General features: G+C 65.9%; 11 protein-coding genes and 1 CRISPR repeat array. Of the genes, 8 read left to right on the forward strand and 3 right to left on the reverse strand.

The window, feature by feature from the left end; translation table 11 throughout:
* The first annotated feature begins 158 nt into the window (after positions 1-158).
* Both IG194_RS33050 and cas3f read left to right on the forward strand, forming a co-directional pair.
* Entirely contained in the window at positions 159-287 is a 129-nt protein-coding gene (locus IG194_RS33050) for a hypothetical protein (RefSeq protein ID WP_263866494.1), read from the forward strand.
* A complete protein-coding gene (gene cas3f, locus IG194_RS12355; protein WP_058487832.1) occupies positions 284-3,514 on the forward strand; it encodes a type I-F CRISPR-associated helicase Cas3f in 3,231 nt (1,076 codons plus the stop codon). The genes IG194_RS33050 and cas3f overlap by 4 nt, the downstream gene beginning before the upstream one ends.
* 139 nt (positions 3,515-3,653) lie before the next feature.
* Here the strand turns inward: cas3f and IG194_RS12360 are convergent, their stop codons facing one another.
* Positions 3,654-4,760: a Fic family protein gene (locus IG194_RS12360; RefSeq protein ID WP_058487833.1), complete on the reverse strand. Its 1,107-nt coding sequence runs from the start codon at positions 4,758-4,760 to the stop codon at positions 3,654-3,656.
* 179 nt (positions 4,761-4,939) lie between these two features.
* Here IG194_RS12360 and csy1 point away from each other — a divergent pair, with 179 nt between their 5' ends.
* Genes csy1 through cas6f form a run of 4 tightly spaced genes read left to right on the forward strand, consistent with a single transcriptional unit; the run spans position 4,940 to position 8,793 of the window.
* Positions 4,940-6,229: a type I-F CRISPR-associated protein Csy1 gene (gene csy1 / locus IG194_RS12365; RefSeq protein ID WP_058487834.1), complete on the forward strand. Its 1,290-nt coding sequence runs from the start codon at positions 4,940-4,942 to the stop codon at positions 6,227-6,229.
* Positions 6,216-7,187, forward strand: coding sequence for a type I-F CRISPR-associated protein Csy2 (gene csy2 / locus IG194_RS12370; RefSeq protein ID WP_058487835.1), 972 nt, complete (start codon positions 6,216-6,218; stop codon positions 7,185-7,187). Before csy1 ends, csy2 begins: the two co-directional genes overlap by 14 nt.
* Positions 7,188-7,197: 10 nt before the next feature.
* Entirely contained in the window at positions 7,198-8,226 is a 1,029-nt protein-coding gene (gene csy3 / locus IG194_RS12375) for a type I-F CRISPR-associated protein Csy3 (protein ID WP_058487836.1), read from the forward strand.
* Positions 8,227-8,229: 3 nt separating this feature from the next.
* Entirely contained in the window at positions 8,230-8,793 is a 564-nt protein-coding gene (gene cas6f, locus IG194_RS12380; protein WP_058487837.1) for a type I-F CRISPR-associated endoribonuclease Cas6/Csy4, read from the forward strand.
* Between the two features lie 130 nt (positions 8,794-8,923).
* Positions 8,924-9,432: direct repeats of the CRISPR family, unit length 28 nt; unit sequence CTTCACTGCCGTGTAGGCAGCTAAGAAA.
* A gap of 86 nt (positions 9,433-9,518) precedes the next feature.
* Here cas6f and IG194_RS12385 read toward each other — a convergent pair.
* Positions 9,519-10,061 (reverse strand): gamma carbonic anhydrase family protein, encoded by a 543-nt coding sequence (locus IG194_RS12385; protein ID WP_043269897.1) that lies wholly within the window; start codon positions 10,059-10,061, stop codon positions 9,519-9,521.
* A 78-nt stretch (positions 10,062-10,139) separates the two neighbouring features.
* Between IG194_RS12385 and prlC the strand changes: the two genes are divergently transcribed.
* The gene (gene prlC, locus IG194_RS12390; protein WP_009614775.1) at positions 10,140-12,185 is read left to right on the forward strand and encodes an oligopeptidase A; all 2,046 of its coding nucleotides are present in this window, start codon (positions 10,140-10,142) and stop codon (positions 12,183-12,185) included.
* Positions 12,185-12,451 carry a YheV family putative zinc ribbon protein gene (locus IG194_RS12395; protein WP_043269901.1) on the forward strand — a complete coding sequence of 89 codons (267 nt, stop codon included), beginning with the start codon at positions 12,185-12,187 and terminating at the stop codon, positions 12,449-12,451. The genes prlC and IG194_RS12395 overlap by 1 nt, the downstream gene beginning before the upstream one ends.
* A gap of 257 nt (positions 12,452-12,708) precedes the next feature.
* Here the strand turns inward: IG194_RS12395 and IG194_RS12400 are convergent, their stop codons facing one another.
* The gene (locus tag IG194_RS12400; protein WP_058487839.1) at positions 12,709-15,222 is read right to left on the reverse strand and encodes an EAL domain-containing protein; all 2,514 of its coding nucleotides are present in this window, start codon (positions 15,220-15,222) and stop codon (positions 12,709-12,711) included.
* Positions 15,223-15,230 lie beyond the last annotated feature (8 nt).

Raw genomic sequence — 15,230 nt, forward strand, 5'->3', positions numbered from 1 at the left:
GCATGCAGCAGTAGCATCGCGCAATAATCCCGCTTCGGCACCCGCGACCATGGACGAATTCGCCCCTTCCGACCTGAAGACCATTCTCCATTCCAAGCGCGCCAACCTGTACCACCTCCAGCACTGCCGAGTATTGGTCAAGGGCCTTCGTCTCGGCCATGCGTGGCGATACGGAGCAGGACTTCCGCCAGAGCTGCCTCGAAAGCCTCACGCGCACCGAGTCCCTCGACTTCATGATCGAAACGCTCAAGGCCGTGGCCGATACGCCGGGGGAAGGCAGTCGGTGAACGTACTGCTGATCGCGCAATGCGATAAACGCGCGCTGGCCGAGAGCCGGCGCATCCTCGATCAGTTCGCCGAGCGGCGCGGCGACCGCACCTGGCAGACGGCGATTACCCAAGCCGGCCTGGACACCCTGCGCCGCCTGCTGAAGAAGAGCGCACGGCGCAACACTGCCGTGGCCTGCCACTGGATTCGCGGACAGGATCATAGCGAACTGCTCTGGATCGTCGGCAACGCCAGCCGCCTCAACGCCCAGGGCGCCGTCCCCACGGACACGACCAGCCTCGATGTCCTGCGCCGGGAAGACGAGAACGATTGGCACAGCGCCGAGGACATCCGCCTGCTCGCGCAGATGGCGGCCCTGTTCCACGATATCGGCAAGGCCAGCGACGCCTTCCAGGCGAAACTGAAGAGCCGCAAACCGCTGGCCGATGCCTGCCGCCATGAGTGGGTATCCCTGAGGCTGTTCGAAGCCTTCGTCGGCCAGGCCACGGACGACCGGGCCTGGCTGCAGAACCTGGCCGAGGCCGAGGAGCAGGCACAAACACCCTGGTTGGCAAGCCTGCGCTGCGATGGCCTGGAAACGCCGGGCAACCCCCTGCATGAAAACGGCATGCCGCCCCTGGCCCGGGCACTGGGTTGGCTGATTCTCACCCACCACCGACTGCCCCTGGGCCCGCACCGGGGCCCCGCTACACTGGCGCGCCTGCCCGGCGCCATCAAGCCTGAATGGTGCGGCCCGCGTGGCGATGCAACTACCAGGGAAAAGCAGAGCTGCTGGCGTTTCTCCCACGGCCTGCCCTTCGCCAGTAGTGCCTGGCGGCGCAAGGCGGCTGCCTGCGCCAGGTCGATGCTGGAGCGCAACGGCTTCGTCCAGCGCGGCGCCGGCTTTCTCGGCGATCCCTATGTCATGCATCTTTCCCGTCTGGCCCTGATGCTCGCCGACCATCACTACTCAAGCCGCCCGGCCAGCCCACTGGGCGACAAGGGCTTCCCATTGTTCGCCAATACCGACGGCGCCAGCGGATCGCTCAAGCAGCACCTGGACGAACATCTGATCGGTGTCGCCCGGGGCACACGGCAGTTGCTGGGCCTGCTGCCACGGCTCGAACGGCAGTTGCCCCGCCTGGCACGCCACAAGGGCTTCCAGCGCCGCGCCACGGAAGAGCGCTTCCGCTGGCAGGACAAGGCCTTCGACATGGCCGGCGCCCTCGCCGAACGGACCAGCCGGCAGGGCTTCTTCGGCATCAACATGGCCTCCACCGGCTGCGGCAAGACCCTCGCCAACGGGCGCATCCTCTACGCCCTGGCCAGCCCCGGGCGCGGCATGCGCGCCACCATTGCCCTCGGCCTGCGCACCCTGACGCTGCAGACCGGGCAAGCCTACCGCCAGCGACTCGACCTGGGCGATGACGACCTCGCCGTCCTGGTGGGCGGTGGCGCCATCCGGGAGCTGTTCGAACTGACTCGACAGGATCTGGACGCGCGGGGTAGCGAGTCTGCCGAGCCGTTGCTGCCGGACAACAGCCATGTGAGCTACGAAGGCCGCCTCGAAAGCGGGCCCCTGAAAGATTGGCTTGCGGGTAACCCGGCCGCCGGCAAGCTACTCGATGCACCGCTGCTGGTCTGCACCATCGACCACCTGGTGCCGGCCACCGAAAGCCTGCGCGGCGGCCGCCAGATAGCCCCCATGCTGCGCCTGATGACTTCCGACCTGGTCCTCGACGAACCGGACGACTTCGACATCGACGACCTGCCCGCCCTTACCCGCCTGGTGCACTGGGCAGGCCTGCTCGGCAGCCGGGTACTGCTGTCCTCGGCCACCTTGCCGCCGGCCTTGGTGGAAGGGCTGTTCGAGGCCTATCGCAATGGCCGCCAGGTCTTCCAGCGCCATCGCGGCGAACACCCGGGAGCCCCGGCGAACGTGGTCTGCGCCTGGTTCGACGAATACGGCTGCACGGAACGTGACTGCACCACGCTGGAGCCGTTCGCTGCAGCCCATGCGGCCTTCGTCGAACAGCGCGCACAGCGTTTGCGGCAAAGCGAGGTCCGCCGTCGCGCCGAGATCCGCAGCCTGAGCCCCGAAACCCGGACGCGCGAGGGCATCTGCACGGAACTGGCACGGCAACTGCCGGCCTGGATGGGCGAGTTGCATCGCCAGCACCACACGGCGCACGAGGGCAAACGCGTCAGCTTCGGCCTGCTACGCCTGGCGCACATCGAGCCGCTGATCGACCTGGCCCGCGCGCTGCTGGCTGGAGTCGCGCCACCGGGCTGCCAACTGCACCTGTGCGTCTACCACTCCCATCACCCGCTGCTGATGCGCTCGGCCATCGAGCACGAACTCGACGAACTGCTCAAGCGCGGTGACGGGGACGCGCCACGGCTGTTCGCCAGGGAAAGCGTGCGCCGCGCGCTGGCGGAGCACCCGCAGGACGACCATCTGTTCGTGGTGCTCGCCTCGCCAGTAGCGGAGGTGGGACGCGATCACGATTACGACTGGGCCATCGCCGAGCCCTCCTCCATGCGTTCGATCATCCAGCTCGCCGGCCGCATCCGGCGCCATCGCCCGGGCGCCTGCGCCAGCCCCAACCTGTACCTGCTGGCGCAGAACCTGTGGAGCCTGGAGGGGCGCCACCCCGCCTATCGCCAGCCGGGTTTCGAAAGCAAGGACTTCCCCCTCGACAGTCACGACCTGCATGACCTGCTACCGGCCGAGCAACTGGCGGTGATCGACGCCACGGCGCGCATCGTCGAGCCACAGCCCTTGCGCCCTCGCATGCACCTGGCCGACCTGGAGCACGCCCGGCTACGTGCTCTGCTGCACGGCGGCAATGCAGCGATAGAGCTGAACACCCAACTCTGGTGGCAATCACCGGCTTCGCTGTCCGGCATCCTGCAGAACGACCAGCCCTTCCGGGCAGGTAACCAAGGGGACAGCTACGCCCTGCTGCCCGATGAAGACGACGACACCAGGCTGCGCCTCCACCACTACGAAGAAGGCCAATGGACCGCTTGCGGCACTCTGTGCGAGCTACTGCCGCTCCCTCTTCAGGCCGAAAACATCAGCTTCTGGGCGACCGCCGACTATCTCGACGAACTCGAAGCACTGGCCAGACGCAGCGACATGGGGCTGCGTGATTGCGCGATGCGCTTCGCCAGGGTGCAGCTTCGCGAATCGACCCAAGGCTGGAGCTACCAATCGGCCTTGGGTTTCAAACGCAGGCTCTGAAGAGGGGAAAGACGTGTCGAGCAGATGCCGGTTTCCTTAACACGTCGAGGGAACGTGTTAAGCAAATGGCGTTTTCCTTAACACGTGGAGAGAACGTGTTAAGCAAACATCGGTTTCCTTAACACGAGCAGAGAACGCGTCAAGAAAGGCGCTGTTCCATCGACACGTCGGCGTGCCCCGCATTGAGCAGCAATTCGAACAACGCGTCGTTGAGGTAGAAGTTCTCCTTGCCGATGCGATGCTTGCTGAGCATGCCGATACCCACCAGTTCATCCAGATAGCGCGCCGCCGTCTGACGGCTCACTTGCAACTCGTTCTGAACGAACTCGATCTTGGTGTAGGGGTGGCGGAACATGTTGTTCACCAGGTCCTGGCTATACACCTTGGGCAATTCGCTGCGGAGCCGTTCCTTGCACTGCTGCATCAGATTCTTGATGGCATAGACGAGGGTGGTGGTCTGATGCGCCGTCTGCTCGACAGCATCAAGCATGAACAGCAGCCACGGCTCCCAGACACCGCTATCGCGCACATCCTGCAGCAGACGGTAATAGTCCGCCTTGTGCTGATTGATATAGCGGGACAAGTACAGCACCGGGCTCCCCAACAACCCCTGCTGAACCAGATACAGCACGTTGACGATACGCCCCGTCCGGCCATTGCCGTCATAGAACGGATGGATGCTTTCGAACTGGTGGTGAATCACCGCCATGCGTGTCAGCGGGTCCCAGTCGCAGAGCCCCTCTTCGTTGATGAAGCGCTCGAGATTGCCCATCAGAGCCAGAATTTCGTCCGGATGCTGGGGTGGCGTATAGACGACCTCTCCGGTCTGCTGGTTCTTTAGCGCGGTGCCGGGGAGCCTGCGAAAACCCGCGTCGTTCTCCTCGATGCATGCCTGGATCGAGAGGATGTCAGGCAAGGTCAGCAACCCCGTCCGCAGGACCTGCGCGAAGCCATTCTTCAGCGCTGTCGCATAGTTGTGCACTTCCTTCGCCGCCAGGCTGACGAACTGCCGCGCGGCACTATCGCTGCGGTACAAATCATCGTGGGTGGTGATGATGTTTTCGATGGCCGAACTGTCCTTGGCTTCCTGGAGCGCCAGCGTATCGATCAGGATGTGCTGGTTGGGCATGCTGTCGACCACCCCCTTGAGTTCTGCCAGGGCCTGGTGGGCACGCGCCAGCTTCTTCAGGACGGTACGGGTTTCCAGTTCCGCCGCAACGGGTAGCAGGGGTATGGGCAAAGTCATGTGCGCTCCTGTTCAGAATCCCGCTCCTGGGATTCAAGTCGCCCTTCGTGCTGCCTGTACGGCAGTAAAAAGCTGTCCATAGCCACTTTCAATATTTCTAAGCTACCTTCACGGTAGTCGTTCGGAGTAAAGCACATAGACACCTACAATAGGTAATCGACCAACGACAGGAGGTCGTGATGCTCCAAGCAAACGCTCTGGCCCTGCGCCAGGCCATCCAGTCCTTCATCGACGAACGCCTGCAAGCCAAGCTGGACAAGCTCAGGCCCGACGATGAAGGCAAGCGCCAGGCGCTGATCGAGGGGCATCGCCGCGAAGCCTGGCTGGCCGATGCCGCACGGCGGGTCGGCCAGATCCAGATGGCCAGCCATACCCTCAAACCCATCCACCCGGATGCCCGCGGCAGCAACCTCTACGTCATGCCCGAGTCACCCAAGCCCCCTGGGCTTGTCGGTACCCACAGCCTGAAGGGCGAGCTGGCCCATGACGTAGTGGGCAACGCCGCCGCGCTGGACGTGTTCAAGTTCCTCAACCTCGAGTTGGAAGGCCGCAGTCTGTTGCAACGCCTGCTGGACGACGAACCGCAGGTACTCGCAGCGCTTTCCGAGGAAAGCAGTCTTGCCAGGGAATGGCGCGATGCATTCGTGAGCATCACCCGAAGCAAGGGCAAAACGGCCTCCCACACTCTGGCCAAGCAGCTGTATTTCCCGCTCGCGGGGGGCGATTATCACCTGCTCGCCCCGCTGTTTCCCACCAGCCTGGCGCACAAGGTGCAACAGACACTGCGTGCCGACCGTTTCGGCGAGGCAGCCCGGGCAGCCCGCGAGGCACGCGCCAGAGGCGAGGGCTGGCCCCACGGCTACCGCGAGTACCCGAACCTGGCCATCCAGAACTTCGGTGGTGCCAAGCCGCAGAACATCAGCCAGTTGAACAGCGAACGCCACGGCGAGAACTGGCTGCTGGCATCCCTGCCGCCACAATGGGAGAGCCCGGAAGTACGCCTGCCGCTGGACACAGACTCGGTGTTCCCATTCCTGGCTCGCCATGATGGGACGTTGCGCCGCCGCGTCCGCGAGCTGCGCGATTTCCTGGCACACACCAGCCACAACAACCTGGCGATACGCCGCAAGCGTGCACGCCTGCTGGGCGACATCTGCGATCGGCTCCTGCACTACGCAGCCCAAGTGCGCGAGCCTTCGGGCTGGAGCGCCCGGCAGGACTGCCGGCTGCACGATGCCGAGCGTCTCTGGCTCGATCCATTGCGCGGACGGCAAGACGAAATATTCTCCGCCCAGCGAGTTCGCCTGGATTGGCCCCAGCAAGTCGGCCAGCGCTTCGCCAACTGGCTGAACCAGGCCCTTGGCGGTCATGAACACCGGCTGGGCGAAGACGAAGCCAGGCAATGGACCCATGACCTGCACAAGGAACTGCAACTGCTCAGGGAGGAGCTCGAATATGACCCCAGCTGAACCCGAGGCCCTGCTTCTGCTCCCACATCTACGGGTGCAGAACGCCAACGCCATCTCCAGCCCACTGACCTGGGGCTTCCCCGCTCCCAGTGCCTTTACCGGTTTCGTGCACGCCCTGCATCGCCGCGTGGCCAACGAGTTGGACCTCCAATTGGACGGCGTCGGCATCATCTGCCATCGCTTCGAACCACAGGTCTCGCAGCCGGCCGGCAAGCGCACCAAGGTCTTCAACCTGACGCGCAACCCGCTGAACAAGGACGGCAGCACGGCGGCTATCGTCGAGGAAGGCCGTGCCCACCTGGAGGTCAGCCTGCTGGTCGGCGCCAGCGGCAATGCCCTCGACGATCATTCCCTGGCCAGCCTCGCCCATCGGCTCCTCCACGAGGCCCATGCCATGCGCCTGGCCGGCGGCAGCATCCTGCCTGCCACCCGGCCCACGAGCGGTTATCTGGAGCCGTCGCTCGAGCTGCTTTCCGGCAATGCGGACGAACAGCGCCGTCGCTACCGGCGCCTGGCGCATCGCCTGCTACCCGGTTTCGCCCTGGTCAGCCGTGAAGGTCTGCTGCAAGAGCACCTGGAAGACCTACGCCAAGGCGATCCCCAGGCAAACGAACTGGATGCGCTGCTCGACCTGTCGCGACTCAACATCGAGCCCCCGCCCCACCATGAGGCTGGCCGCCCCGCCCAATGGCAGTCCAGGCGGCCGGCCGGTTGGCTGGTGCCGATTCCAGCGGGCTATGGCGCCCTGTCGGAAACCTACGCGCCGGGGGAAGTGCTCAACGCACGTGACCGGAGCGTTCCACTGCGCTTCGTCGAAACCCTCTTCACCCTTGGCGAGTGGCTGAGCCCGCAGCGGGTCGCCGACCTGCGCCATTTGCTCTGGTACCACCAGGTCGATGCCCGGGCCGGGCTGTACCGCTGCACCACGCCTCACTATGCCCACGAAGCCACCGCATAAGGAAATCGACATGTCCAAGCAAGAACTCAGCACCGCTTCCGTCCTGGCCTTCGAGCGCAAGCTCGACCCGTCCGACGCATTGTTCAGCGCCGGGCGCTGGGAAAACCGTGGCGACTCCGCCGGCTGGACCAGCGTGGCCATCCGCGAGAAATCCGTACGCGGCACCATCTCCAACCGTCTGAAGACCAAGGACCGCGACCCGGCGAAGCTCGACGCCTCCATCCAGTCGCCCAACCTGCAGACCGTGGATGTGGCCAACCTGCCCAACGATGCGGACACCCTAAGAGTGCGCTTCACCTTGCGCGTGCTGGGCGGTGCCGGTACGCCGTCCGCCTGCAACGACACCGCCTACAAGGCCAGGCTGCTGGAAACCGTCGGCCAATACGTGAGCAGCCAGGGCTTCGGCGAACTGGCGCGCCGCTATGCCGGCAACCTGGCCAACGGGCGCTTCCTCTGGCGCAACCGCACTGGCGCCGAGGCCATAGAGGTCCACGTGCGCCACCTGCGCAACGGCGAAGCGGCGCAGAGTTGGACCTTCGACGCCTTCGCCCACAGCCTGCGCGCCTTCGAAGGCGGGGCCGAGGTGGACGGCCTGGCCGGCCTGATCGCCGAGGGGCTGGCCGGCCAAGGCCACGTTCTGCTGGAAGTCATCGCCTTTGCCCGCATCGGCGACGGCCAGGAAGTCTTCCCTTCGCAGGAACTCATCCTCGACCGCGGCGACAAGCGCGGACAGAAGAGCAAGACCCTGTACCAGGTCCGCGAGGTCGCCGCCATCCACTCGCAGAAGATCGGCAACGCCCTGCGCACCATCGACACCTGGTACCCCGACGAGGACGGTCTCGGCCCCATCGCCGTGGAGCCCTATGGCTCGGTGACCTCCCAGGGCAAGGCCTATCGCCAACCGCGGGAGAAGCTGGATTTCTACAGCCTGCTCGACCGCTGGGTGCTGAAGGACCAGGCGCCAGCCCCCGAACAGCAGCACTTCGTGATCGCCAACCTGATCCGCGGCGGCGTCTTCGGCGAAGCGGAAGAGAAGTGAGCCATGGACCACTACCTGGATATCCACATCAGGCCCGATCCGGAGTTCCCCAGCCCCCAGTTGATGAATGCGTTGTTTGCCAAGCTGCACCGCGCATTGGTGGCACTGCCCGAGGAGAACATCGGCATCAGCTTCCCGGCCGTCGACGAGAAGCGCCCATGCCTCGGTAACCACCTACGCCTGCACGGAACCAGTGCCGCGCTGGATTCGTTGATGGCGCAACCCTGGTTATCCGGCATGCGCGACCACCTGCGCCTGGGCGAACTGCTGCCGGTTCCCGCGGGGGCGCAGCATCGCCAGGTCCGCCGCGTGCAGGCCAAGAGCAACCCGGAGCGCCTGCGGCGGCGGCAGATGCGCCGACATGGCTTCAGCGAAGAAGAAGCCAGGCAACGCATTCCCGACAGCGCCGCCCGCCGGCTCGACTTGCCCTACGTCCAGTTGCGCAGTCAGAGCAGTGGGCAGCACTTTCGTCTGTTCATCCACCACGGCCCTTTGCAGAGCCAACCGGTGGCCGGGCACATCAACCGCTATGGGCTGAGCGATGGGTGTACTGTTCCCTGGTTCTGACCCTTTTTTCCGGGGCATTCTGTACATCTTGGAAAATCAGTCACTTACAAGGGCCGTCGAAAAAAGGGATAGATGAGCTTAATGGCTGGTTTTCCTTTTAGCCACAACGAGTTGGGAGCTTGAGCCTCTACTTCAATGCCGTGTAGGCAGCTAAGAAACTGATGCCGTACTGGTTCGCCGCCAGCGGCCGCTTCAATGCCGTGTAGGCAGCTAAGAAATGGGAGGGAAGGTCCTAGTCAGCGCCGCATCGCTTCACTGCCGTATAGGCAGCTAAGAAATACTACTGGTCGAGCACGCAGCGCTCCGCCAACTTCACTGCCGTATAGGCAGCTAAGAAATTGCGCGCCTGGATATCGGCGTAGGCCTCGATCTTCACTGCCGTGTAGGCAGCTAAGAAAAAACAGATGGGGCATAAGGATTTCACGATGCTCTTCACTGCCGTGTAGGCAGCTAAGAAACAGTAGTCGAACGGTAGGTCAGCCCCGTCCTGGCTTCACTGCCGTGTAGGCAGCTAAGAAAAACCTGCGCGGCGCCTACCTGGGCGGCGCCAACTTCACTGCCGTATAGGCCGCTAAGAAGTTCGCGCTCAAAAAGTACCGCGGCGGGATCGACTTCACTGCCGTGTAGGCAGCTAAAAAGCACCGGACACTCGGAAGAGCATTCCTGCGCGCCTCATTGCCGTACAAACAGACCGGCGCCCAGTCGTCTCCGCGCTGCCTGTTGCCTTACTCGGCATAGCCCTCGGCGATGTGCTGGTCCTTCAGCTTCACGTAGTTGCCGGCGGTATAGGCGAAGAAGGACCTTTCCTTGTCGCTCAGCGGCCGGGCCTTCTTCGCCGGGCTGCCGACGTAGAGGAAGCCGCTTTCCAGCACCTTGCCCGGCGGCACCAGGCTGCCGGCGCCGAGGATGACTTCGTCTTCTATCACCGCGCCGTCCATGACGATGCAGCCCATGCCCACCAGCACGCGGTTGCCGACGCTGCAGCCGTGCAGCAGGACCTTGTGGCCGACGGTCACTTCGTCGCCGATGGTCAGCGGGAAGCCGTCGGGGTTGTAGGGGCCGGCGTGGGTGATGTGCAGCACGCTGCCGTCCTGGATGCTGGTCCGGTTGCCGATGCGGATGCGGTGCATGTCGCCGCGGATGGTCACCTGCGGCCACACCGAGCTGTCGGCGCCGATTTCGATGTCGCCGATGAGCACGGCGCTGGGGTCGACGAAGACGCGTTCGCCGAGTTGCGGCGTTTTACCCTGATACGAACGTATGGCCACGATAGTTTTCCTTCAGGCTGCGGATGCCGTCGATTGTATTTAAGATGGCCGGGTGTTTCCTCAGCCAAGGTTGCCACCGTGAGCGCGAATCCCCTTCTGCAGTCCTACGACCTGCCGCCCTTCTCCGCCATCCGCCCCGAGCATGTGAAGCCGGCCATCGAGCAGATACTCGCCGACAACCGCGCCGGCATTGCGCGCATCCTCGCCGAACAGGGCGCCAACCCCAGCTGGGACGGCCTGGTGCTGGCCATGGACGAACTGCATGCGCGCCTGGGCGCGGCCTGGAGCCCGGTGAGCCACCTCAACGCCGTGTGCAACAGCGCCGAACTGCGCGAGGCCTATGAAGGCTGCCTGCCGCTGCTCTCGGCCTACTGGACCGAGCTGGGCCAGAACCGCGAGCTGTTCAAGGCCTACGAGGCCCTGGCCGCCAGCCCCGCCGCGGCGAACTTCGACGTGGCGCAGAAGACCATCCTGGAACATGCCCTGCGCGATTTCCGCCTGTCGGGCATCGACCTGCCGGCCGAGCAGCAGAAGCGCTACGCGGAAATCCAGGCGCGCCTGTCCGAGCTGGGCAGCCGCTTCTCCAACCAGTTGCTGGACGCCACCCAGGCCTGGACCAAGCACGTCACCGACGAGGCGGCGCTGGCCGGCCTGACCGACTCGGCCAAGGCGCAGATGCAGCAGGCCGCGCAGGCCAAGGGCCTGGACGGCTGGCTGATCAGCCTGGAGTTCCCCAGCTATTTCGCGGTGATGACCTACGCCGACGACCGCGCCCTGCGCGAAGAGGTCTACGCCGCCTACTGCACCCGCGCCTCCGACCAGGGCCCCAACGCAGGGCAGAACGACAACGGCCCGGTGATGCAGGAAATCCTCGACCTGCGCCAGGAACTGGCGCGCCTGCTGGGCTACGCCAACTTCTCGGCGCTGTCGCTGGCGACCAAGATGGCCGAATCCCCGGAGCAGGTGCTGCACTTCCTGCGTGACCTCGCGGTGCGCAGCAAGCCCTACGCCCAGCAGGACCTCGACCAGCTCAAGGCCTACGCCGCCGAGCAGGGCTGCGCACAGCTGCAGAGCTGGGACTCCGGCTACTACGGCGAGAAGCTGCGCGAGGCGCGCTACAGCGTGTCGCAGGAAGCGCTGCGTGCGTACTTCCCGGTGGACAAGGTGCTGTCCGGCCTGTTCGCCATCGTGCAGAAGCTCTACGGCATCCAGATCCGCGAGCTGCATGACTTCGAGCGCTGGCACCCGGACGTGCGCCTGTTCGAGATCGAGGAGAACGGCCAGCACGTCGGGCGCTTCTACTTCGACCTCTACGCCCGCGCCAACAAGCGCGGCGGCGCCTGGATGGACGGCGCCCGCGACCGCCGCCGCGACGCCGCCGGCCAGTTGATCGCCCCGGTCGCCTACCTGGTGTGCAACTTCACCCCGGCGGTGAACGGCAAGCCGGCGCTGCTCACCCACGACGAAGTGACCACGCTGTTCCACGAATTCGGCCACGGCCTGCACCACCTGCTGACCCGCGTCGAGCATGCCGGCGCCTCGGGCATCAACGGCGTGGCCTGGGACGCGGTGGAGCTGCCCAGCCAGTTCATGGAGAACTGGTGCTGGGAGCCCGAGGGCCTGGCGCTGATCTCCGGCCACTACGAGACCGGCGCGCCGCTGCCCCAGGACATCCTGGAGAAGATGCTGGCGGCGAAGAACTTCCAGTCCGGCCTGATGATGGTGCGCCAGTTGGAGTTCTCGCTGTTCGACTTCGAACTGCACACCAGCCACGGCGACGGCCGCAGCGTGCTCGACGTGCTCAACGGCGTGCGCGACGAAGTGGCGGTGATGCGCCCGCCGGCGTACAACCGCTTCGCCAACAGCTTCGCGCACATCTTCGCCGGCGGCTACGCGGCCGGTTACTACAGCTACAAGTGGGCGGAAGTGCTGTCGGCAGACGCCTTCTCGCGCTTCGAGGAAGAGGGCGTGTTCAACCCGCAGACCGGCGCCGCCTTCCGCGAGGCCATCCTGGCCAAGGGCGGCTCCCAGGAGCCGATGGCGCTGTTCGTCGCCTTCCGCGGCCGCGAGCCGTCGATCGACGCGCTGCTGCGCCATTCCGGCCTGACCGGGGAGGCTGCGTGATGGCCGAGGTGAAGAAGCGCTTCATCGCCGGCGCGGTATGCCCGGCCTGCAGCGAGCAGGACAAGATCCTGATGTGGGACGAGGACGGCGTGCCGCACCGCGAGTGCGTGGCCTGCGGCTACGCCGATACGCTCAATGCCCAGGGGCAGTCGGTGCCGAAGGAGTTGGCTACGCGGGTCAATGCCAGCGCTTTGAAGAAGCCGGCTGATCCGAAGGTGCAGGGGGTGCAGTTTTTCCCTAATCCGAAGCTGAAGAAGAAGGATTGAGGTTGCTGGGGGCTATCGGTGCTGGGGTTTTAAGAGCGCCCTCTCCCTAACCCTCTCCCTGAAGGGAGAGGGGACTGTTCGGCGTCAAGCGCATTTCCGACTCTCGCCGGAAACCCCAGAGTTGCCGGATGGCACGGAAGCAGCCGCCGGCACGGATAGCCCCCTCTCCCTTCAGGGAGAGGGCTGGGGAGAGGGTTGCGGAGGTGACCTCATGCACCAGCGCAGCCGGTAGACTCCATTCGCGAGCAAGCTCGCTCCTACAACCCTCTTCCCCGCCTCACCAACCACTCCTCCAGCGCCGCCGCCGGCAACGGCCGCGAGAACAGGTAGCCCTGGGCCACCGGGTAGCCCTGCTGGCGCAACAGCTCCAGTTGCGCCTCGTCCTCCACCCCTTCGGCGACCACCATCAGCTCCAGGCTGCGGCCGATGTTCATCACCGCGTCGGTCAGCGCCTGCGCCGCCGCGCCGGCGTTCAGCTCGGCGACGAAGCTGCGGTCGAGCTTCAGCTCGCTGATCGGTAGCCGGTGCAGGTAGCCGAGGCTGGAGTAGCCGGTGCCGAAGTCGTCCATCGACAGGCGCACGCCCAAGCCATGCACGGCGCGGAGGATGTCGAGGGTCGCCGGGTGGTTGTCCAGCAGCATGCCTTCGGTGATTTCCACCACCAGGTCGGTGCCGGCCAGGCCGTTGCGCTGCAGCAGGTCCAGCAGGCGCACCGGCAGGTCGGGGTCGCGGAAGTCGGCGGGGGACAGGTTGACCGCCACCGCCGGGATGTGGATGCCGCGCCGGCGCCAGTCGGCCAGTTGTCGGCAGGCCTCGCGCAGCACCCACTGGCTGAGTTCGCCGATGATGCCGCACTCCTCGGCCAGGGGGATGAAGCGGTTCGGCGCCACCGCGCCGAGTTGCGGGTGGCGCCAGCGGGCCAGGGCTTCCACCGCGTGCACGCGGCCGTCGTCCAGGCGCACCTGGGGCTGGTAGTGCAGGCTCAGCGCCTGGCGCTGCACGGCCTCGCGCAGCGCGCTTTCCAGGGCCAGGCGTTCCTGGGCGCGCTGGTTCATTTCTTCGCTGAAGAAGCGGTAGCTGCCGCGCCCGCCGTTCTTCGCCTGGTACATGGCGATGTCGGCGCGGTGCAGCAGCGTCTCCATGTCCCGGCCGTTGCTGGGGAACAGGCTGATGCCGATGCTCGCCAGGGTGATCAGGCTGACGCCGCCTACCCGGTGCGCCAGGGCCAGGCGGGCGAGGATGCGCTCGGCGATCTGCGAGGCGAGCAGGCCGCCGCAGTACGGCAGCACCACCACGAACTCGTCGCCCGACAGGCGCCCCACCAGGCCCTGCTCGCGCACCACCTCCTGCAGGCGCGCCGCCACCAGGCGCAGCAGCTCGTCGCCGGCCGGGTGGCCGAGGGAATCGTTGATCTGCTTGAAGCGGTCCAGGTCGATGAACAGCACCGCCATTTCCGCCTCGTCGTTCTCGATGCGCGTCATCGCCTGCTCGGCCTCGGCCAGCAGCAGGCTGCGGTTGGGCAGGCCGGTGAGGGTGTCGTAGAAGGCCAGTTGGCGGATGTGCGCGCGGGCTTCCTCGCGCTCCAGGGCCAGGGCGCAGAGCGGCAGGCTGACGTCCACCAGGCGCAGGTGCAGCTCGTCCGGGCCGCGGCACTGCTCGTAGTAGAAGGCGAAGGTGCCGATGACGCGGCCCTCGCTGTTCTTGATCGGGCTCGACCAGCAGGCCTTCAGGCCCAGGGGTAGCGCCAGTTGGCGGTAGTCGTCCCACAACGGGTCGCTGGCGATGTCGCTGACCATCACCGCCTTGCCCCGGTAGGCCGCGGTGCCGCAGCTGCCGGCGTGGGGGCCCATGCGCGCGCCCTCGATGGACCGCGAGAAGGCTTCCGGCAGGCTCGGCGCGGCCAGCGGGTGCATGCGCCCCTGGGCGTCCACGCGCAGGATCGAGGCCTTGACCTCCGGGGCGATGCGCTCCACCTCGCGGCACACCAGGTCCATCACGTCCACCAGCGGGCGCTCGCGCACCAGGGCGTCGAGCACCTTGTTCTGCAGCACTTCGTGCAGCTTGGTGTGGGTGATGTCGGTGAGCAGCATCACCGAGTTCACCGGCTGGCCGCGGGCGTCGAGGATGGGGTTGGCCACCACCGAGCACCACAGCGGCCGGCCGATCAGGTCGCGCACCAGCTCTTCGCTGCGGAACAGCCCGGCGCCGGCCTGGCGCCAGCGCCGCACGCTGGCCTGGGGCACCTGCAGCAGCTCCGAGGGGTAGCGCCCCTGGGCCTGCTCGGCGTTCCAGCCGAACATGCGGCTGAAGCCGGCGTTGACGTAGAGGATGCGCCCCTCGCGGCCGGTGACGATGACTGCGTTGTCGGTCTCGTTGGCGGCCAGCGACAGTACGTCCATCTGCTCGCGCTGGCGGCGCTGCAGGGTGCAGTCCTTGACGAAGGCGGTGAGCAGGCGCTTGCCGTCGAACTCGATGTGCGAGATCGACATCGAGCCCCACAGCCGGCTGCCGTCGCGGCAGCGCATCGGCACCTCGCTGCGGCTGCCGACGATGCCCTCAGTGTCCAGGCTGGCGTCCAGGCGCGGACGCACCTCCCGGGGCAGCAGCAGGCCGACGTCCTGGCCCAGCACCGCCTCGCGGGAATAGCCCCACAGGCGCTCCGCGGCGGCGTTGAACAGCAGCACGCGGTTGTGCTCGTCCAGCACCACCACGCCATCGATGGCCTGTTCGAGAATCTGCGCGAAGACATCCGGGAGCTGGTCGTAGGGCATTGCTGGCA

The sequence above is a fragment of the Pseudomonas sp. ADPe genome (genome assembly GCF_014843515.1).
In the GTDB taxonomy this organism is placed as follows: Bacteria; Pseudomonadota; Gammaproteobacteria; order Pseudomonadales; family Pseudomonadaceae; genus Pseudomonas; species Pseudomonas citronellolis.